Genomic DNA, 21,776 nt, shown 5'->3' on the forward strand with positions numbered 1-21,776 from the left:
TAAATTGTTAAAAGTATGAACGTCATGGACTCGACCTATACCATCATCATTGCTGATGACCACCCTCTCTTTCGCAACGCCCTGTTTCAGTCAGTTCATATGGCGATCAGTGGTGCGAACCTGCTTGAGGCCGATTCTCTCGATGCCTTACTGACTCTGCTAAAGAAAGAAGGCGAGCCGGATCTATTACTGCTCGATCTGAAAATGCCGGGCGCCAATGGCATGTCAGGCTTAATTCAACTGCGCGCTGAATACCCAGATCTACCGATTGTGGTGGTTTCTGCCAGTGAAGATGCCAGCGTGGTCACTCAGGTGAAGAGCCACGGTGCGTTTGGCTTTATTCCTAAGTCGAGTGATATGCGTGAGTTGGTGAGTGCACTGAATCAAGTGCTGAATGGCGACCCGTTCTTCCCTGAAGGGCTTATCACCAATAATGCAGCGTGTAGCGACCTTGCAGAAAAGATTTCCACACTGACGCCTCAGCAATACAAGGTATTAGGGATGCTTTCTGACGGCTTGCTTAACAAGCAAATCGCGTATGAATTGAATGTTTCGGAAGCGACCATCAAAGCACATATGACGGCCATCTTCCGTAAACTGGATGTGAAAAATCGTACTCAAGCGGTTATCTTGCTACAAGAAGTCCACAATTAAGCTTCACTGATATCCTCTTCTAAAGTCGTCTTAGGTAAACATAAACCCAACCTGACGACTTTATGATCATCTATCTCTGCAACCACCCAAGTGATGTCATGCCACTCAAAGCTATCACCCAATACAGAGTGTGCGCCAAGCTCTTGAGCAACCAATTGTTTTAGCGTCATTTCTCGCTCTTCTTCCGAGCCAAGTTCAATACCATAACAATCACTCACTGCCGCAACTGATAGCTCAACATCCAAGAAGAAGTCACCAAAGAATCGTGCCGCCTCTTCTGCTAGAGGCGCCTCACTGAACAACGAACTTAAGCTGTCCAAATCTTTGTCTTGACCAAGCACACATAAGATATCGTTCGCCTCTAACACGGTGCTGCCTGATGGGTGAAGCATGGCATCTTGTCGAAACACTGCCGCAATGCGCGTCCCTTCTGGCATAGATAAGCGTTTAAGCGGCTCGCCGACACACCACTTCTCGTCTTTCAATTTGTAAACAAACATCTCCCACTCACTGGTCGGATAAATCTCCATACCGGTACGAGAAATCGGTGTTGGCGTCGGTGGTAAAGTCACTTGAGCGAGTCTTGCAACTTTCATCAAGCTACCGCCTTGAACAATCAGCGAAACCATAACCACGAAGAAGGCGATATTGAAATACAGCTGAGCATTGGGCAGGCCTGCCATCATCGGGAATACCGCTAAGATGATTGGTACTGCACCACGCAAACCTACCCAAGAAACAAACCAGCGTTCTTTGGTGGAAAAGCTTCTGAACGGCAGTAAACCCAACCAAACCGACAGCGGACGAGCAAACAAAATCATACCGAAGGCCAGTGCCAGCGCAGGCAGAGCAATGTCCATCAACGTTGATGGCGTCACCAATAAACCCAATACCAAGAACATCACGATCTGGCTTAGCCACGTCATGCCATCAAGAACATTAAGAATCGAGTGTCGCGAGCGCGTCGGACGATTACCAATGAACAAGCCCACTAAGTAAATCGATAAGATGCCGCTGCCGCCAAGCATGTTAGAGAACGCAAACAGAGCCACGCCCCCACTGAGTACCAGAATGGAATAAAGGCCATCAGCCAATTGTACTCGATTGATTAAGCTCCATAGAACCCAGCCGCCGCCAATACCAACAAGAGTACCGATACCAAACTGCATCGCAAAACTTTGCAGTAGGAAGTTCATTCCCATCTCAGCGTCAGGGTTACCTAACAGCGCAATTAAGGTCACCGTCAGGAAGACCGCCATTGGGTCGTTAGTGCCCGATTCGATCTCTAGGGTTGAGCCAACACGCTCATTGAGACTCTGTCCTTTCAGCAAAGAGAATACCGCTGCCGCATCGGTTGAACCAACAATCGCCCCGACCAAGATGCCCTGCATTAATGACAAGTCAAACAGCCAAGCCGCCATTAATCCGGTTAAGGTTGCTGTACATGCGACACCTATCGTCGCCAGCGAGAGCGAAGGCCAGAAAGCGACCTTGAAGCTCGCCACCTTGGTTCGCATACCGCCATCCAACAGAATCACGGCAAGCGCAAGGTTACTCACCAAGTAGGTCAGTGAGTAATCATCGAAATGAATATTACCGGGTCCATCTTCACCCGCTAACATACCAACGAACAAAAAGATCAAAAGAATAGGAACGCCCAATCGAGAGGACACTTGTGAGAAAAGCACGCTGATGGCGATGAGTACGGCACCAGTCAAGAATAAGTGGTTAATGGTTATTGCGTCCAATTCGTTCCCCCAAAGAATAAAATCCGAGCTTTAAGCCTGTTGATCTTTTGCCACTAGCTTGTTGATCTTCTGCCGTTTAGCAAGGCACGGTCGGTGAAAGTGCCGTTGTTACTATAACAAACTTATGTTTCGCTTCGTGTCATAAGCAGGGCTAAATACCGTTTCTCGGTCATTTAGTTGTTAAATTTTATGACTCGCAGTCTAATTCATCCCTTTTTGTTAGACCTTTGGCTAATTTAACAACATTTTAACATCACATTTTTCTATGATTATGTCTCCTAGCTCCCATATTTCAGTACATTAGCGCTAATACCATCCCGACTAAAGTTGCACAGATCCCTTGACTTATCCTTGCTACATTCTAAATCGTAACATTACGTTAACACGCTATTTTACAAAACGGTTTCACAAAAACAGTTTCTACGAAAACGGAATAAAGGAGAAGGCAATGGCGTTCGAATCTACGGAACATGCTCAAGCCTACTGGAAGGAAAACTTGGGAATTATGGGAACACTGCTCGCGGTCTGGTTTGCGGTGTCTTACGGCGCTGGCATCTTATTTGTGGATGCCCTCAATACCGTTCAGTTTGGCGGGTTCAAGCTAGGATTTTGGTTCGCTCAGCAAGGTTCGATATACACCTTCGTGGCGCTGATATTTATTTACGTTGTCCGCATGAATGCGCTCGACAAAAAATACAACGTACAGGAAGACTAGAGGCTAGAACATGGATATTCAAACTTGGACGTTTATTCTCGTCGGTATTACTTTCGCGGTATATATCGGCATCGCAATCTGGGCTCGTGCAGGGTCTACTAGTGAGTTCTACGTTGCTGGCGGTGGTGTACACCCAGTAGCAAACGGCATGGCGACCGCCGCTGACTGGATGTCGGCAGCATCATTCATCTCAATGGCAGGTATCATCTCATTCGTTGGTTACGACGGTGCGGTTTACCTAATGGGTTGGACAGGTGGTTATGTACTACTTGCGCTATGTTTAGCACCTTACCTACGTAAGTTCGGTCAGTTTACGGTTCCTGATTTCATCGGTGAGCGTTACTACTCGAAAACGGCACGTATGGTAGCGGTATTCTGTGCAATCTTCGTATCGTTTACGTACGTTGCAGGCCAGATGCGTGGTGTGGGCGTTGTATTCTCTCGTTTCCTAGAAGTTGATATTAACCTAGGCATCATCATTGGTATGGGTATTGTGTTCTTCTACGCAGTACTAGGTGGCATGAAAGGCATCACTTATACGCAGGTAGCTCAATTCTGTGTCCTCATTTTCGCCTTCCTTGTTCCAGCAATCTTTACCTCAATCATGATGACAGGTAACCCACTTCCACAAGTTGGTATGGGCTCTACGCTATCAGGCACAGATGTTTACCTTCTTGATAAACTGGATGGACTGACCGAAGAACTCGGATTTACCGCCTATACCGAAGGTAACAAGAGCATGGTAGATGTATTCTTCATCTGTGCGGCTCTAATGGTCGGTACTGCGGGTCTTCCACACGTAATCATTCGTTTCTTCACGGTACCAAAAGTACGTGATGCTCGTATCTCAGCGGGTTGGGCACTACTGTTCATCTCATTGCTATACACAACAGCACCAGGCGTTGCAGCATTCGCTCGTGTAAACATGATCGAAACAATCAACGGCCCTGACATGCAAGGTGTCGCTGCAGCGGACGCACCAAGCTGGTACAAAAACTGGGAAAGCACTGGCCTAGTAGGTTGGGAAGATAAGAACGGCGATGGCAAAATGTTCTACTCGGGCGATGAGCGCAACGAGATGAAGATTAACCGTGACATCATCGTACTGGCTTCTCCAGAGCTAGCGAAACTACCAAACTGGGTTGTAGCACTGCTTGCAGCCGGTGGCCTAGCAGCCGCACTATCAACAGCCGCGGGTCTACTATTGGTCATCTCAACGTCGATTTCACATGACTTGTTGAAGAAAGGCTTCAGACCAAACATGACCGACAAGCAGGAGCTGTTAGCCGCTCGTCTGGCAGCCATGGTCGCGATTGTCGGTGCCGGTTACTTAGGTATTAACCCACCAGGCTTTGTAGCACAGGTAGTAGCGTTTGCCTTCGGCTTAGCCGCAGCATCCTTCTTCCCAGCGATTATCCTAGGTATCTTCTACAAGAAGATGAACAAGGAAGGCGCAATTGCAGGTATGTTGTCAGGTATTGCCTTCACAGCAAGCTACATCATCTACTTCAAGTTCATTAACCCAGCAGCAAGCACACCTGAAAACTGGTGGTTTGGTATCAGCCCAGAAGGCATCGGTACGCTAGGTATGTGTCTAAACTTCGTAGTATCGATTGCTGTAAACAAAGTAACTGCTGAAGTACCACAAGATGTACAAGATATGGTTGAGAACATCCGTTACCCGAAAGGTGCAGGTGAAGCTCACGACCACTAAGCACGACCATTAAACAAAGATGTTTAGCAAAAAATGAATCAGTACTTACATTGTAGGGATTAGGTACTGACTCCAGAAAGCCGATACTTCGTGTATCGGCTTTTTCTTTTTCTGCTCACTTTATAAAAAGATAAACAAAGGGTTGTTTTTAAAATTTTATTTGATAATAATTATCATTAACATCCAATAAAGAGATGCAGATGATGATGAAAGAGCAGCAGGTTCTCTATTCGAGATTTTACAAAGCACAGGATCGCTTTGCTTCATTAGAACAAGTTCAAGGCCATGAGCCGTTTGTAATTCGAGAGTATATCGAGTGTGCACTGACGCTTTCGGCTTACTATGAAAAGCATGCCGCTCAAGAAAACATCTTGTTGTGCGAGCTGTCTCTACGCCAAGTTTTCTTTCATTTGATTGAAGCGATTGAGTCTCCTCAGCGCAGTTTCGCCTTTCGTCATATCTGCCTAGACTCTATTCACTCACCACTATTTTATTTGAAGCGCCACTACTGCCAGCAACCTCAAAGCCAAGCGCGTTTTTTGAATCTCAGCCAAACACTAAAACAAGTCCAAGCCCCACTTGGCTAACAAGGATAGAACATGACCCTACAATTTCGGATTGAAAAAGACAGCATGGGCGAAGTGAAAGTCCCTGCCGATGCGCTATACCAGGCACAAACTCAACGTGCCGCGGATAACTTCGCGTTTAGCTCTCACAAGATGCCGACAAGTTTTATTCAAGCACTGGCGTTAATTAAACAGGCAGCGGCAGATACCAATGCTCAGTTAGGTCTACTGGAAGGTGAGATTGCCAACGCGATAGCCGAAGCCAGCCAAGAGATCATTGAGGGTAAACACCTCGATCAATTCCCTATCGATGTCTACCAAACCGGTTCAGGTACCAGTTCCAACATGAATGCCAATGAAGTGATTGCTACGCTTGCCTCAAGAAGCTTGCAAGGCGATGTGAACCCCAATGATCACGTCAACATGGGCCAAAGCAGTAACGATGTGGTGCCAACCGCAATTCAAGTGAGCGTTGCTTTGATGGCTGAAAATAAGCTATTACCTGCATTAACTCACCTTTCTGAAGCACTCACCATCAAACAACAGGAACTTGCGGAGGTCGTGAAGACCGGCCGCACTCATCTAATGGATGCGATGCCAATGACCTTTGCTCAAGAGCTAGGTGGTTGGAAATTTCAGATAGAACACGCTAAGCAAGCAATAGAGAACACCCTGCCCGCTATCAAGGCTTTAGCACAAGGTGGTACTGCGGTTGGAACAGGGATCAATGCTGACCCACGCTTTGCCGATAAGTTTGCGAGTAACCTGTCTCAATCGACAAAGATCAGTTTTAGCTCGAGTGAAAACTTCTTTTTTAGCCTCAGCAGTCAAGACGCGATCGTTGCGCTGTCAGGTCAGCTCAAAACGGCAGCAGTTGCGATCATGAAGATCTCAAACGATCTTCGCTGGATGAACTCTGGGCCGTTGGCTGGCTTAGGGGAAATTGAATTACAGGCTCTACAACCAGGCTCATCGATCATGCCTGGCAAGGTCAACCCTGTGATTCCAGAAGCTGCAGCTATGGCGGCGGCGCAAGTCATTGGCAACGACACCACCATTACCGTAGCCGGACAATCAGGTAACTTCCAACTTAATGTGATGCTGCCAGTGATTGCTCATAACGTGTTGGAAAGTATTGAGTTATTGGCTAATAGCTCTGTCGCATTGGCAGATAAAGCCATCGCGACCTTCACGGTACGCCAAGACAATCTCGATTTGGCACTGTCAAAGAACCCAATCCTAGTGACCGCACTTAACCCTGTGATTGGCTACTTGAAGGCGGCTGATATTGCCAAGAAAGCTTACAAAGAAGGCTTACCAATTCTGGATGTCGCAGAAAGAGAAACCGATCTTAGCCGAGAAGAGCTCAGTAAACTGCTTGATCCAACCACACTGACACAAGGTGGCATTGCTGGTTAGTTATTGAATTAACAAGCGAATCGGCGTTCGCAAAAAAAACAGAGACAAAAAAGTCCTCATCTGAGGCCTTTTCACTATCCGCTCACGAACGTACTAATCCGAGCCTGTTAACCCAAACTAGCTCACTCGATTCAAGACCGCTCTTAACTTAAGTGGTTTCACTGGCTTGGCAATAAAGCTAAAGCTGTTGGCCTTTATCGCTGCCAACATGTCATCGGTTCTATCGGCACTGATGATGACACCTTCAAAAGAATCTCCAAGGCGCAAGCGACACTGCTGCAGGACTTCGAGACCCGTTCTGCCATTATCTAAACGGTAATCAGAGAAAATCACATCAGGTAGCCAACCCTCATCTAGGCACTGCAAGCTTTCGACCAAATCAACCGCCGTCTTAACCTCACAGCCCCAACGTCCGATCAGGTTTTCCATACCGACTAAGATTTCTCGTTCATTATCGACACACAATATCTTGAGGTGCTCGATGTCGCTGGTCGCCATTGGCGTCGAAGCTTGCACAACTGGAGCGACTTTTTCCGCTCTAGCCAAGGTGATGGAAAATACACTGCCTTGGCCCGGCCATGAGCGCATCGAAATTTGATGGCCAAGCACATGAGCAATACCTTTCGAGATTGCTAACCCTAATCCCAATCCTTGATCGGCTCGTACTTGGCTGCCACGAGTAAACTCTTCAAAGATTTCTTGTTGCTTGTCTTCATCGATACCGGTTCCGTTATCCCACACATCGATTCGAACCTGTCCATTCACTCTTCTCGCACCCAGCACCACTTTTCCTTCCGGGTTATAGCGGAACGCATTGGTCAAAAAGTTCTGAATCACACGCCTTAGCAGCTTAGGATCTGAATGAATGAACAATGACGATGGAGTCATCTTAAACTCAATTTTCTGTTGTCTCGCTAAGGCGCTAAATTCCGCGTTCAAGTTGGTTAGCACGTCGTGCACGGCAATCGCGTGAATGTTGGTTTCTAACTTTCCGGACTCCAATCGAGAGATATCCAGCAAGTCTCCAATCAAATCTTCTGCGGCGCCAAGTGCACTCTCGATGTGAGATGACAATTGCTTCACCTCTTGCTCTTTTGCTACCTCAGACAGTGACGAAGCAAATAGACGTGCGGCATTGAGTGGCTGCATCAAATCGTGGCTTACCGCGGCTAGAAAACGACTCTTAGATTGTGATTCTTGATCCGAAATCTGCGTTGCTTTTACCAAGCGATGATTGAGTTTTTCGAGTTCTTGAGTTCGTTCATGCACTCTCGATTCCAAGCTTTCATTGGCATCTTTTAGCGCTTGCTCTGCTTGTCGGAATACCGTGATGTCGGTAAAACTCATCACAAAGCCACCACTTGGCATCGGGTTACCTTGCACCTCAATCACTCGGCCATCAGGACGAATACGAGAAGAGGTGTGTCGCGTGCCTTGCTCAAGGTGATAAACACGGCGGCGAACATGATCTTCTGGGTCACCCGGGCCACACAAACCTTGCTCAGCATTGTGGCGAATCACATCGGAAATGGGTCGCCCAACCTGAATCAAACCCGCAGGAAATTCAAACAGCTCTAAGTAACGTTGATTCCATGCCACCAGCCTCATTTGTTTGTCTATTACTGCGATGCCTTGGCCAATATGTTCAATCGCTCCTTGCAGTAAACCACGGCTGAAGTCGTACAGTTCCGAAGCTTCATCCACGATGGTCGCCACTTCTTCAAGCTTCATGTTTCTTCCCTGCAAAGCAGAAGTAAGTACTAACTTAGCAGACGAAGCACCAAATACACCTGCGAGCACGCGCTCTGCGTGTCGAATCAGACTTGCAGGCGCTTGTTGATTAGGCAGCAGCGGCTGACCGTGTTGTTGCCAGTAGCTGTGTAAGGCACTTTTGGCACGCTTACGGCCTACAAAACGCGACGCCAGCATCTCTAATTCAGCGACTGTCACGCGATTCTGATAGAGGCTGATATTCTCGTTCTCAGGCAGTGGCGTGCCAACAAATGCCGCCGATTGTAAGCGCTCACTTAGGCTTGGGCGAGTCGTCATCGAAACCACGGCATAGCACAAGGTATTGAGCACAATACTCAGCACAATTCCCCAGTTTGAACTGCTGATATCCCAACTGCTGAGCAACTCTGGTGGCGTAATAATCCACAGTAAAAGGTTACTTTCACTGTCTCCTGCCAACATGCTGGTTTGGCTCATTAGGGTGATAAGCCAAATCAACGAGCCCACCATTAAGCCGACATACACACCCTTGCGGTTACCCGGGCGCCAGTACAAACCACCAATAAGTGCGGGTGCAAATTGAGCAATCGCAGCAAAGGAAAGAAAACCAATCGCTGACAGTGAATGAATGGTATCGAGCGCTTGATAAAACAGCCAAGCACCCAATAACAGCAGTAAAATTAGTCCGCGGCGAATCACCAATAGCAGACCAGAAAAGTGTCGATGGGTTCTTTGGGTTAGGCGCATACGGCGCAGTAACAGTGGCATCACTAAATCGTTCGACACCATGATCGCCAAGGCGATGGTCGACACTATCACCATGCCACTTGCCGCAGACGTACCACCAAGGAAAGCCAGCAAAGCAATGTGATTAGCGCCTTCTGCCATTGGCACGCTGATCACGTAGGTATCCGCTGGCATGCCAGTAAGTAGTCCTTGTCCTGCCCAAGCAATTGGCAGCACGAACAGTCCCATCAAAATCAGGTAAAGCGGAAACAACCAGCGAGCGGTATGCAGGTCTTGAGGACGTTCGTTCTCTACCACCATGGTATGAAACTGACGCGGCAAACAGACAATCGCCAACATGGTTAAAACGGTATGAATTATTAAGGTCGGAATATTGGGTGATTCATAGGTGGAAGCCGCCACGTCAAGCAGGTCAATTTTGTCGCTGCTCATCGCCAGATACATGATGAACAGGCCAACAATCAAGAATGCCGCGAGCTTAACGATGGATTCAAACGCCACCGCCATCATCATGCCACGGTGATGTTCCGTGTTATCAATGTGCCTAGTACCAAACAACATGGTAAAAATAGCCAAAGCACCGACCACAAACCAAGACACATGATAGTCCTGATAACCAAAGTCAGCCGCTAGGTTGGGCGCAACAATATCCAACCCCATGGTAATACCACGCAGTTGCAGAGCGATATAAGGAAGGATACCGACCACGGCGATAACCGTCACCGCCACCGCTAAGCCCTGAGATTTTCCATAACGAGCCGCGATAAAGTCGGCAATGGAGGTGATGTGCTCCCGCTTCGCAATCAGGATCAGCCGCGCCAAGATCCGCCAGCCTAGTGTAAAGACCAGAATCGGGGCGAGATAAATGGGTAAAAAAGACCAAGGGTTATTGCTCGCCTGCCCGACCGTTCCATAGAAGGTCCAAGAGGTACAATACACGGCAATCGAAAGGCTATAGATCCACGGACGCCAACGCGATAGCCAACGAACCTGCCTGTCTCCATACCAAGCGATCAGAAATAACACGCCCAAGTAGGCTAAAGAGACTGGAATTACTATCCATCCTTGCATTGAAAACCCTTTTTTCATCCATAAAAAAACCTCTCCATAAGGGAGAGGTTTCATTTAACTAAGGATGGGTGATTAACTCAATCGCATCGCTTAAATTCTGTGCTTTAGACTCTAATTATCAGCATTTGCTGTGAGATTCTGACTGTTCCGAATCTGATTGATTAATCTCAATCACTGAACTTCTTTCATCCAACTTAATGAACAGAGCAAGTGCACCCATTGCAGCCATACCCCAGAAGATATTTGCGCCCCAAAGCTCATAACCCCAACCACTTAAGGTGGTCATTAATGCAATAAAGGCACCTAATGGAATAGCGTTATACAGAGCTTGTAGCGCAACCATCTTGTTTTGTTCTTCAGATTGGATGTATTGAATCGCGGCGATGTGTGCCATGGCAAAGGTCACACCGTGCAGCAACTGCACCATCACCAGTGCAAAAATCGCCGTTGTTGATGCGGTAATACCCCAGCGCGCCATCACTCCAATAGCCGCGACGACAAACAAAGTACGCAGTGACCAGCCTGAGAATAATCGCTTACTCAGAGCAAATACGGCCACTTCAGCAACAACACCTAAGCTCCACAAGTAACCGATGATCGCTTCTGAGTGACCCGCTTCTTTCCAATAAATCGCACTAAAACTGTAGTAAGCCGCATGACTACCTTGCAGCAGCGCCATCAAGGCTAAAAACTTTACCACTGACGACTCACGCAACAGTTCACCTAGTTTTGGTCGCGCCGCTTGTTGCTCAGATTGCGTTACTGGCATCACGTTAGGATTTCTCATCGCCAGAATTAATGACAACAACACGCCCGCAAGTGCAGTATACAAAATCATGTCGGTGCCAAATTGTGCCACCAAATAGCCAACCACCGTTGAGCCTGCGATAAAGGCAATTGACCCCCAAAGGCGAGTTCGGCCGTAGTCGAGCATTTTCAAACGACTGTAATGGTTAGCCATCGCATCAGAAAGAGGAATGATCGGCCCACAACACAGGTTAAACAGTACCGTTGCCAACAACATCAGTACAAAACTGCCACCGGTGAAGAAGTGGAAACCGACAAACAGCAGCGCAGCGAAACTCAAACAGCGTAGCGCTGGCATCAAGTGTTCCACTTTATGGATACGCGGCGTAATCACTAGGTTAGCCACACAACGAGTCGCAAAGCCGATACCAATCAATACGCCAATATCACCAGCAGACACGCCTTGGTCTTCAAACCATAACGCCCAAAATGGCAAATACACGCCATACGCAAAAAAGAAACCAAGAAAATACTGAGAGATCCAGCCATAGGGTGAAGGGCTAAACATAAATGACCTATAAAGTGTGCGGAAAAAGGCAGCACCAATTATGCCTATCTCGCATACGATGAAAAAGGGAATTATTACTGGGATAGTATTCCCATATTCAATGGGTCTGGATATCGCATTTCAACAAGAGATTTCACGCTCATCAATACCCATACTCGCATTTAGACTAAAGTCGTCTGGAGCTTCGCTGGTATTTTGTCAGACTGATTAAAGACTCCCATTTCTTCTTGTGATGCTTATGCCTGACAAATTTAATATGCAGCACCCACCCTTCGATAGCCTGTCTGACTCTGAGCAGTTGAAACTTCGCTCTTCATTAGACGTGGTGTATTACCGTTCTCAAGAAGTGATACTAGAAGCTGATAGGCCGAGCCGACACCTGCACATTTTGATCAAAGGGGCTGTTGAAGAGCGCGCGAGCAGTGATGGTGAGATTTACGCACACTATGCCAATGACGATATTTTTGATGTCCGTAGCCAGTTTGAAGCTCACACCAAACACCAATATATCGCACTCGAAGATACATTAAGTTATCTGCTGCCCACCGATATTTTTCTTGAGCTTTACCACGCCAATGGCCAATTCGCGGCCTACTTTGATAGCAACCTATCAACACGAAAAGCTTTGATAGAAGCCGCCCAGCAGCAACAGAATCTTGCCGAGTTTATATTGACCAAAGTGGATGACTCTATCTATCACCCACCACTAATACTTGAACCAAGCCAACCGATCAACCAAGTCACTCAAACCCTTAAAGAACAAGGGTTGGACTCGGCTCTGGTTCATTTAGAACATGATGATCTAAAAGCTTTTGGATCATCATGTTCCTTACCGTATGGAATCGTCACTCGAACCAATTTATTGCATGCTGTGATGCTCGATAATTTCCCACTGGATGCGCCTGTCGGTGAGATCGCAACGTTTCCGGTGATGCACGTGAACCAAGGCGATTTCTTATTTAACGCCATGATTACCATGACCAGAAATCGAGTAAAAAGGTTGATGGTTTGTGATGGTAAAAATGCGGTCGGTATGTTGGATATGACACAGATCCTCAGTGCATTCTCCACACACTCCCACGTTCTTACTTTGCGTATTGCGCGCGCCACCAGCGTTGAAGAATTGGCAATGGCGTCCAACAAACAGCGTCAACTGGTCGAGAGCTTGCTCAGTAATGGGATTCGCACACGCTTTATCATGGAACTGATTTCTGCGGTCAACGAACAGATCATAGAGAAGGCTTTTGAGTTGGTGATCCCACCGGCACTGCATAATCATTGCTGCCTAATTGTGTTGGGGTCCGAAGGCCGCGGGGAACAAATTCTCAAAACCGATCAAGACAACGCGCTAATAATTCAAGATGGTTTGGAGTGGCATCAATGCCAAAGTGCCATGAACGACCTCACTCATACCCTTCAACAATTGGGTTACCCACTGTGTCCGGGCAACGTGATGGTCAACAATCCGAAATGGGTGCATTCAGAACAAGAGTGGAAACAAACCCTCACCCATTGGGTAAAAAAAGCCACGCCAGACACCGTGATGGATATCGCGATCATGGCAGATGCACACGCAGTGGCGGGGAATAGAGAGTTATTAAAACCAGTCAAACAGCACCTCAGTGATTTGATGCTCGGACAAGAATTGATTCTGACCGAGTTCTGCCGCCCTGCTCTGAACTTCTCGGTTCCCCTGACCCTGTTTGGTAATGTGAAGCAATCCAAGTCCGGACTCGACATCAAACAAGGTGGTATTTTCCCTATCGTGCATGGTGTGAGAGCGCTTTGTCTTGAGCATGGTGTCACCGTAAACAACACCTTCGAACGCATTGAGCAACTGGTCAGCAAGAAAGTGCTTGAGCAAAGTACTGCCGATAATCTCAGTGAAGCGCTCAAGCAATTCTTCAAGTGGCGCTTAGCCCAAAGGCTTTCTCAACAGCACAGCAGCAACAAAATTAACGTCAAACTGATGGAGCGAGCAGACAGGGATCTGCTTCGTCATAGCCTGCACGTGGTGAAGAAATTCAAGCAATGGCTCGGCTACCACTATCAGATACGGGATTAGGCAATTGAACGATGAATAGGTTGGTTCGCTATTACTGGCATCACAAGCTCAAAGGCTCTCTCTATCAGCCTCTGTTTACTGCGCCTATTGATCATGAATATGTATCGCTCGATTGTGAAACCACCAGCCTAGACCCCAATCAGGCTGAATTAGTCACCATTGCCGCAACCAAGATCATCGGTAACCGGATCATTACCAGCCAACCTTTTGAAGTCCGATTGCGCGCCCCACAATCGCTCGATTGCAATTCAATAAAAATCCACCGCATTCGTCATCAAGATCTAAAACACGGCATCGAGGAAAAACAGGCTTTAATCGAGCTACTGAACTTCATTGGAAATCGTCCTTTAGTCGGCTATCACATCCGCTATGACAAAAAAATTCTCGACCGCGCCTGTTTAAAACAGCTTGGATTTCCACTGCCTAACCGATTAGTCGAAGTGAGCCAACTCTATCAAGACAAACTCGAAAGACAGCTGCCTAATGCCTATTTTGATCTCAGCATCGATGCCATCTGTCGCCAGCTCGATTTACCCATCCCTGTCAATAAACATGATGCATTACAAGACGCTATCTCCGCTGCGCTGATCTTTGTTCGCCTGAAACATGGTGACCTGCCCCGTTTCAACTCTTCTTATTCTTAATTCAACCACTGGCGCTTCACATAGAGAGCAACATCTCAAAAATGAACTTAACTCGCTATTTTGTAAGTGAAAAGCAGCGTCTCATCCTAAAGTCTAATTGTGGAAATCGCCGTCCTAGCCGAGAGTGATAACACACAGACGGTTCTGTAATAGACCTAGAAACTGAACACAAAGGAAGTTGCCAGTTCATTAGGAATGTAGGCACAAGGAGAGATGCAATGAGTGAAGCCCACGTTTATCCGGTAAAAGAAAATATTAAATCAACCACACACGCGGATAATGACACTTACCTAGCCATGTACCAGCAATCTGTTTCTGACCCTGAAGGTTTTTGGGGTGAACACGGAAAAATCGTTGATTGGATCAAACCTTTCACACAAGTAAAAAACACTTCTTTCGACCCTGGCCACATTGATATTCGCTGGTTTGAAGATGGCACGCTTAACGTTTCGGCTAACTGTATCGACCGCCACCTTGCTGAGCGCGGTGATGAAGTCGCTATCATCTGGGAAGGCGATGACCCGGCAGATGATAAAACTCTAACTTTTAATGAACTGCATAAAGAAGTGTGCCTGTTTTCGAATGCTCTAAAAGAGCAAGGCGTGCGCAAAGGTGATGTGGTTTGTTTATACATGCCAATGGTGCCAGAAGCGGCAGTAGCCATGCTGGCGTGTACCCGTATCGGTGCGGTTCACACAGTCGTATTTGGTGGTTTCTCACCAGAAGCACTGTCTGGTCGTATTATCGATTCAAATTCTAAAGTCGTTATCACTGCCGATGAAGGCGTGCGTGGCGGCCGTGCTGTTCCACTGAAAAAGAATGTCGATGAAGCACTGACGAACCCTGAAGTGAAAAACATCGAGAAGGTTGTTGTATTCAAACGCACTGGCGGTGATGTGGCATGGCACGAACATCGCGATGTGTGGTGGCACGATGCTATTGCTAATGTATCTGCAGATTGCCCACCAGAAGAGATGAACGCAGAAGATCCACTATTCATCCTTTATACGTCAGGCTCAACAGGTAAACCTAAAGGCGTTATGCACACCACAGGTGGCTACCTTGTTTATGCTGCGATGACCTTCAAATACGTATTCGATTACCAAGAAGGCGAGACTTTCTGGTGTACAGCCGATGTGGGTTGGATTACCGGTCACACATATCTTGTTTACGGACCGCTTGCTAATGGCGCAAAAACGATTCTGTTTGAAGGCGTGCCAAATTACCCGAACACCAGCCGCATGAGCGAAGTGGTCGATAAGCACCAAGTTAATATTCTTTATACGGCGCCAACGGCTATTCGTGCATTGATGGCGAAAGGCAATGAAGCCGTTGAAGGTACTTCTCGTGACAGCCTAAGAATCATGGGCTCAGTGGGTGAACCTATCAACCCAGAGGCGTGGGAGTGGTACTACAAAACAATCGGTAATGAGCAATCTCCAATTGTTGATACATGGTGGCAAACAGAAACGGGCGGTATCTTGATTGCACCGCTACCAGGCGCAACAGACCTGAAACCGGGCTCTGCAACTCGTCCATTCTTCGGTGTGCAACCGGCACTGGTTGATAACATGGGTAACATCATTGAGGGTGCAACAGACGGCAACCTAGTGATTCTTGACTCTTGGCCAGGCCAAATGCGTACCGTTCATGGCGATCATGACCGCTTCGAACAGACTTACTTCTCGACCTTTAAAGGCATGTACTTCACCAGTGACGGCGCTCGTCGTGATGAAGACGGTTACTACTGGATTACGGGGCGTGTCGATGATGTACTTAACGTATCAGGTCACCGTATGGGTACTGCTGAGATTGAATCGGCTCTAGTCGCGTTCGATAAGATTGCAGAAGCCGCGATTGTGGGCATCCCTCATGATATTAAAGGCCAAGCGATTTACGCTTACATCACGCTGAATGATGGTGAGTTCCCAACCGCAGAGCTTCATAAAGAAGTAAAAGACTGGGTACGTAAAGAGATTGGCCCAATTGCAACGCCAGATGTACTGCACTGGACCGACTCTCTACCAAAAACTCGTTCGGGTAAAATCATGCGTCGTATCCTGCGTAAAATCGCGACTGGCGATACAGGTAACCTAGGTGATACCTCGACACTGGCCGACCCAAGTGTGGTTGATAAGCTGATTGCCGAGAAAGCAGAACTGGCATAAGCAACCAGTCACAGCAGCTAATCACTGTTTAAAACAGCACTTTCTAAACCGTCACCTATGTGGCGGTTTTTTTTATGGCTGATCTTGATCTCAAATATCCCGCCCCAAATTAAGGCTAAGACGCTTTTTTGTTAAGTTGGTAACAATTCCAAGCTGTATCAATAGGAGATTAGACCAGTAAATTGCTGCGATTTGCGCTGAATTAGCTATAATCTGGTTCTAATTTTTAAATTTGGGTTTTTCTCACTGGAAATTAACCGCAAATTTTCAATAAAATGGCAACATTCACGTTCGTAAACACGATAAAGGAAGATAGCCCCACGATGTCTACAAAGTTTCGCATTCTAGTTTTAAATGGCCCAAACCTTAACCTGTTAGGCCTTAGAGAGCCCGCACACTACGGTTCTCAAACACTTGACCAGATTATTAGCTCACTGACCGAGCAAGCGAAAGCACACGATGTTGAGCTATCTCACTTACAGTCAAATCGTGAGTACGAACTGATTGAAGCTATCCATAGTGCTTATCAAAATGTTGATTTTATTATTATCAACCCAGCAGCCTTTACACATACCAGTGTGGCACTGCGTGATGCACTACTTGGCGTTGCAATACCATTTATTGAGGTTCATCTATCGAATGTTCACGCGCGTGAACCATTCCGTCACCACTCTTACCTATCTGATAAAGCAGAAGGTGTGATTTGTGGCTTAGGTGCCCAAGGTTATCAATTTGCTTTGACCGCTGCGCTCAGCAAGCTCAACTCAAAGTAAACATAAACAACGAACTATTACTAACCTACTCAGTCATAGAGTAAGTTCAATTAACAGATAAAGAGAAAGAAACAATGGATATTCGCAAAATCAAAAAGCTAATCGAATTGGTTGAAGAGTCTGGTATTTCTGAGCTAGAAATCTCTGAAGGTGAAGAGTCAGTACGAATCAGTCGTAACAGCACTGCACCTGTAGCACCTGTTCAATATGCAGCTGCTCCAGCACCTGTAGCGGCAGCAGCTCCTGCGGCGGCACCTGTAGCAGCAGAAGCAGCAGCTCCTGCAGTACCAGCTGGTCACCAAGTTCTTTCTCCAATGGTTGGTACTTTCTACGGCGCTCCAAGCCCAGACGCAAAACCATTCGTTAAAGTTGGTCAATCTGTAACTGCTGGCGAAACGCTATGTATCGTTGAAGCAATGAAAATGATGAACCAAATCGAAGCTGATAAATCTGGTGTTGTAACAGCTATCCTAGTTGAAGACGGTCAACCAGTAGAATTCGACCAAGCTCTAGTAATTATCGAATAATAGAGAGCACTCATTATGTTAGATAAATTAGTAATCGCGAACCGTGGTGAGATTGCACTACGTATTCTGCGTGCATGTAAAGAGCTTGGCATTAAAACGGTAGCGGTTCACTCAACTGCTGACCGTGACCTTAAGCACGTACTGCTTGCAGACGAAACCATTTGTATCGGTCCAGCTCGTGGTATCGATAGCTACCTAAACATCCCTCGTATCATCAGCGCAGCTGAAGTGACAGGTGCAGTAGCTGTTCACCCTGGCTACGGCTTCCTATCTGAAAATGCAGACTTTGCAGAACAGGTAGAGCGCAGTGGCTTTATCTTCGTTGGCCCTAAAGCTGAAACCATTCGCATGATGGGTGACAAAGTGTCAGCTATCACGTCAATGAAGAAAGCTGGCGTACCTTGTGTACCAGGTTCTGACGGCCCTCTTGACGACGACGAAGCAAAAAACAAAGCGCACGCTAAACGCATTGGCTTCCCAGTTATCATCAAGGCATCTGGCGGCGGCGGCGGTCGTGGTATGCGTGTTGTTCGTTCTGAAGCAGAACTAACAGAAGCTATCGCGATGACTCGTGCTGAAGCAAAAGCATGTTTCAACAACGACATGGTTTACATGGAGAAATTCCTAGAAAACCCACGTCACATTGAAGTACAAGTGCTTGCAGATGGCCAAGGTAATGCTATCCACCTAGGTGAGCGTGACTGTTCAATGCAGCGTCGTCACCAGAAAGTTGTGGAAGAAGCGCCAGCTCCAGGTATCACTGAAGAGATGCGTAAGTACATTGGCGAACGTTGTACTCGAGCATGTATTGAGATCGGTTACCGCGGTGCAGGTACATTTGAATTCCTATACGAGAACGGTGAATTCTACTTCATCGAAATGAACACTCGTATCCAGGTTGAACACACGATTACTGAAATGGTAACGGGTATCGACCTAGTGAAAGAACAGCTACGTATTGCAGCTGGTCAGCCTCTATCATTCACTCAGGATGACATTAAGCTGCGTGGCCACTCAATCGAATGTCGTATCAATGCTGAAGATCCAGTTCGTTTCCTACCTTCACCAGGTAAGATTGAACGTTTCCACGCACCAGGCGGCATGGGCGTACGTTGGGAATCTCACATCTACACGGGTTACACAGTGCCACCACACTACGATTCAATGATTGGTAAGCTGATCACTTACGGTGAGAACCGTGATGTTGCTATCGCTCGTATGAAGAACGCATTGGGTGAAATGATTGTTGAAGGTATTAACGTTAATACTGAGCTTCAACTGTCTATTATGAACGACGAAAACTTCCAACACGGTGGTGCAAACATCCACTACCTTGAGAAGAAACTTGGTTTGTCATAATCCGTTCGTTTAAGAACAGTCAAAATGCTCACTTCGGTGAGCATTTTTGTTTTTGAACCGCCGAAAAAATCAATCTTTAATCCCCATTATATTCCGTGGGGTTTTGGTGAATTTGCTCATATTTTCTGCTAGACTCGCCATCCAATTTTTCTCATATAGAAGATGCAGCCATGCCTTGGATTCAAATCAAGCTTAATGCTACCAATGAAAATGCCGAACAAATCGGCGACATGTTAATGGAAGAGACTGGTGCTCTTTCTGTAACTTTCCTGGATGCACAAGATACCCCTGTATTTGAGCCTCTGCCAGGCGAAACTCGCCTTTGGGGTGATACTGACATTCTCGCGCTTTACGACGCTGAGACTGATACTGGTGTCGTTCTAGCGCAGATTAAAGCAAGCAACATGTTCCCTGCAGACTTTGCTCATAAAGTAGAGCAAATTGAAGACAAGGATTGGGAGCGTGAATGGATGGACAACTTCCACCCAATGAAGTTTGGTGAGCGTTTATGGATCTGCCCTAGCTGGCGCGATATCCCTGAACCTGACGCTGTTAACGTAATGCTAGACCCTGGCCTTGCATTTGGTACAGGTACTCACCCGACAACGGCATTGTGTCTTGAGTGGCTTGAAGGCTTAGACCTTGCAGGCAAAACCGTGATCGACTTCGGTTGTGGCTCAGGCATCCTAGCGATCGCTGCGATCAAACTAGGCGCAGCAAAAGTTATCGGGATCGACATTGATCCTCAAGCTCTGCTTGCATCAAAAGACAACGCACAACGCAATGGCGTTGCTGAGCAACTAGAGGTGTTCTTGCCACAAGATCAACCGGAAGGTTTGCTAGCAGACGTTGTTGTTGCCAACATTCTTGCGGGTCCATTACGCGACCTTTCTGGCATCATCAAGGGCCTAGTTAAGCCAAATGGTGTACTTGCGATGTCGGGTGTTTTAGATACACAAGCAGAAGATGTTGCCACTTATTATCGTGATGAGCTTCACATTGATCCGATCATCGAACAACAAGAATGGTGTCGAATCTCAGGTCGCAAGCAAGGCTAGACAAGACTTTGGGCGCTAATTGACTGAAATTTAAACAAATTACAAAAACAAATTGTAAATGCTCAAATATTAGTCTTTTCACGCAGCGAAAAAATGCGTAAAATGCGCGCCCTTGCTGGTACAGAACTGTGATGACATTTTTGAAAATCGGAAATTATCAACTTAAGAACAATCTAATCGTCGCTCCTATGGCTGGCGTAACGGATAGACCATTCCGTGAGTTGTGTCTTCGCTACGGTGCGGGGATGGCAGTCAGTGAAATGATGTCCTCCAATCCGAAAGTTTGGAAAACGTCAAAGTCTCAGCAGCGTATGGTACATGAAGGCGAATCGGGCATTCGTTCAGTACAAATCGCTGGTGCAGATCCACAGCTTATGGCCGAGGCTGCTCAATTTAATGTCGATAACGGTGCGCAAATCATCGATATCAACATGGGTTGTCCAGCCAAAAAAGTGAATAAGAAGCTTGCGGGCTCAGCCTTACTGCAGCATCCAGAACTCATTGAAGACATTCTGAAAGCGGTGGTAAATGCTGTCGACGTTCCAGTAACGTTGAAAACGCGCACAGGCTGGGATACAGACAATAGAAACTGTGTCCAAATCGCGAAAATAGCCGAAGACTGCGGCATACAAGCTCTTGCGCTCCATGGAAGAACTCGCGCTTGTATGTACAAAGGTGAGGCAGAATACAAACACATTAAAGCAGCGAAACAAGCAGTATCTATTCCGGTTATCGCTAACGGTGATATCGATAGTCCGGAAAAAGCGAAGTTTGTGCTGGAGTACACCGGCGCTGATGCTTTAATGATAGGTCGACCTGCCCAAGGACGTCCTTGGATTTTTAACGAAATCCTACACTATTTGGAAAACGGCACCACGATGGACCCACTCCCGATTTCGGAAGTGAAAGACATCATGCTTGGTCATGTGCACGCTCTACATGAATTTTATGGAGAGTTTTTAGGCCCTCGCATCGCTCGTAAGCATGTGGGTTGGTATCTAAAAGAACATGAACAAGCGAGTGAGTTTCGCCGTACCTTCAACGCATTCGAAGCAGGTGATCTGCAGCTTGAAGCGCTAGAAGGTTTTTTTGATAACGTTGCACCATAATTACGAGAAGAGCTAGACCGAATATGTTCGAACAAAATCTGACTTCAGAAGCATTGACAGTAACTACAGTTACATCACAAGACCAAATCACGCAGAAGCCACTACGTGACTCAGTTAAAGCATCATTGAAAAATTACCTTGCTCAATTAAACGGTCAAGAAGTCAGCGAGTTATACGAATTAGTATTAGCTGAAGTTGAACAGCCACTACTAGACACTATCATGCAGTACACTCGCGGTAACCAAACTCGCGCAGCAACCATGATGGGTATTAACCGCGGTACTCTTCGCAAGAAACTTAAAAAATACGGCATGAACTAATCGTTCTTTCGTAATTTATTGAATTGAAAGCCAAGCTCATTGTTGAGTTTGGCTTTTTTTTGGTTCATCGCGG

At 46.7% G+C, this 21,776-nt stretch carries 17 protein-coding genes; 14 read left to right on the forward strand and 3 right to left on the reverse strand.

What is annotated here, in order from left to right:
• The first annotated feature begins 24 nt into the window (after positions 1–24).
• Positions 25–654 carry a response regulator transcription factor gene (locus AB4167_RS05975; protein WP_017062717.1) on the forward strand — a complete coding sequence of 210 codons (630 nt, stop codon included), beginning with the start codon at positions 25–27 and terminating at the stop codon, positions 652–654.
• On the opposite strand, the gene AB4167_RS05980 is transcribed toward AB4167_RS05975, so the two are convergent.
• The gene (locus AB4167_RS05980) at positions 651–2,402 is read right to left on the reverse strand and encodes a potassium/proton antiporter (RefSeq protein ID WP_136979831.1); all 1,752 of its coding nucleotides are present in this window, start codon (positions 2,400–2,402) and stop codon (positions 651–653) included. The genes AB4167_RS05975 and AB4167_RS05980 overlap by 4 nt on opposite strands.
• A gap of 448 nt (positions 2,403–2,850) precedes the next feature.
• On the opposite strand from AB4167_RS05980, the gene AB4167_RS05985 reads away from it, so the two are divergent.
• The 4 genes from AB4167_RS05985 (at position 2,851) to AB4167_RS06000 (ending at position 6,816) form a co-directional block, all read left to right on the forward strand.
• Positions 2,851–3,117 (forward strand): DUF4212 domain-containing protein, encoded by a 267-nt coding sequence (locus AB4167_RS05985; protein ID WP_010435433.1) that lies wholly within the window; start codon positions 2,851–2,853, stop codon positions 3,115–3,117.
• A 10-nt stretch (positions 3,118–3,127) separates the two neighbouring features.
• Positions 3,128–4,831 (forward strand): sodium:solute symporter family protein, encoded by a 1,704-nt coding sequence (locus tag AB4167_RS05990; protein WP_017062715.1) that lies wholly within the window; start codon positions 3,128–3,130, stop codon positions 4,829–4,831.
• A gap of 200 nt (positions 4,832–5,031) precedes the next feature.
• Positions 5,032–5,418 (forward strand): hypothetical protein, encoded by a 387-nt coding sequence (locus AB4167_RS05995; protein ID WP_136977497.1) that lies wholly within the window; start codon positions 5,032–5,034, stop codon positions 5,416–5,418.
• A 12-nt stretch (positions 5,419–5,430) separates the two neighbouring features.
• Positions 5,431–6,816, forward strand: a complete 1,386-nt coding sequence (locus AB4167_RS06000) for a lyase family protein (protein WP_136977498.1) — start codon at positions 5,431–5,433, stop codon at positions 6,814–6,816.
• A 117-nt stretch (positions 6,817–6,933) separates the two neighbouring features.
• Here the strand turns inward: AB4167_RS06000 and AB4167_RS06005 are convergent, their stop codons facing one another.
• Together AB4167_RS06005 and AB4167_RS06010 are read right to left on the reverse strand one after the other, a co-directional pair.
• Positions 6,934–10,365, reverse strand: coding sequence for a PAS domain-containing hybrid sensor histidine kinase/response regulator (locus AB4167_RS06005; protein ID WP_136977499.1), 3,432 nt, complete (start codon positions 10,363–10,365; stop codon positions 6,934–6,936).
• Between the two features lie 118 nt (positions 10,366–10,483).
• Complete coding sequence (locus AB4167_RS06010; protein WP_136977500.1) at positions 10,484–11,680, reverse strand: 3-phenylpropionate MFS transporter; 1,197 nt, start codon at positions 11,678–11,680, stop codon at positions 10,484–10,486.
• Positions 11,681–11,912: 232 nt separating this feature from the next.
• Between AB4167_RS06010 and AB4167_RS06015 the strand changes: the two genes are divergently transcribed.
• From AB4167_RS06015 to fis, 9 genes are all read left to right on the forward strand, one after another.
• Positions 11,913–13,745: a DUF294 nucleotidyltransferase-like domain-containing protein gene (locus AB4167_RS06015; protein WP_136977504.1), complete on the forward strand. Its 1,833-nt coding sequence runs from the start codon at positions 11,913–11,915 to the stop codon at positions 13,743–13,745.
• A gap of 11 nt (positions 13,746–13,756) precedes the next feature.
• A complete protein-coding gene (locus tag AB4167_RS06020) occupies positions 13,757–14,389 on the forward strand; it encodes a 3'-5' exonuclease (RefSeq protein ID WP_102320310.1) in 633 nt (210 codons plus the stop codon).
• A gap of 218 nt (positions 14,390–14,607) precedes the next feature.
• Positions 14,608–16,557 carry an acetate--CoA ligase gene (gene acs, locus AB4167_RS06025; protein ID WP_009844693.1) on the forward strand — a complete coding sequence of 650 codons (1,950 nt, stop codon included), beginning with the start codon at positions 14,608–14,610 and terminating at the stop codon, positions 16,555–16,557.
• A 323-nt stretch (positions 16,558–16,880) separates the two neighbouring features.
• Positions 16,881–17,330 carry a type II 3-dehydroquinate dehydratase gene (gene aroQ / locus AB4167_RS06030; RefSeq protein ID WP_010435475.1) on the forward strand — a complete coding sequence of 150 codons (450 nt, stop codon included), beginning with the start codon at positions 16,881–16,883 and terminating at the stop codon, positions 17,328–17,330.
• A gap of 74 nt (positions 17,331–17,404) precedes the next feature.
• Entirely contained in the window at positions 17,405–17,857 is a 453-nt protein-coding gene (accB, locus tag AB4167_RS06035) for an acetyl-CoA carboxylase biotin carboxyl carrier protein (protein ID WP_017062707.1), read from the forward strand.
• 15 nt (positions 17,858–17,872) lie between these two features.
• Positions 17,873–19,216 (forward strand): acetyl-CoA carboxylase biotin carboxylase subunit, encoded by a 1,344-nt coding sequence (accC, locus tag AB4167_RS06040; RefSeq protein ID WP_017062706.1) that lies wholly within the window; start codon positions 17,873–17,875, stop codon positions 19,214–19,216.
• A gap of 170 nt (positions 19,217–19,386) precedes the next feature.
• Entirely contained in the window at positions 19,387–20,274 is an 888-nt protein-coding gene (prmA, locus tag AB4167_RS06045) for a 50S ribosomal protein L11 methyltransferase (RefSeq protein ID WP_017055901.1), read from the forward strand.
• 140 nt (positions 20,275–20,414) lie between these two features.
• Positions 20,415–21,383, forward strand: coding sequence for a tRNA dihydrouridine synthase DusB (dusB, locus tag AB4167_RS06050; protein ID WP_032546269.1), 969 nt, complete (start codon positions 20,415–20,417; stop codon positions 21,381–21,383).
• 23 nt (positions 21,384–21,406) lie between these two features.
• Positions 21,407–21,703: a DNA-binding transcriptional regulator Fis gene (fis, locus tag AB4167_RS06055; RefSeq protein ID WP_004729744.1), complete on the forward strand. Its 297-nt coding sequence runs from the start codon at positions 21,407–21,409 to the stop codon at positions 21,701–21,703.
• Positions 21,704–21,776 lie beyond the last annotated feature (73 nt).

The sequence above is a fragment of the Vibrio sp. 10N.286.49.E11 genome, assembly GCF_041469505.1.
In the GTDB taxonomy this organism is placed as follows: domain Bacteria; phylum Pseudomonadota; class Gammaproteobacteria; order Enterobacterales; family Vibrionaceae; genus Vibrio; species Vibrio crassostreae_C.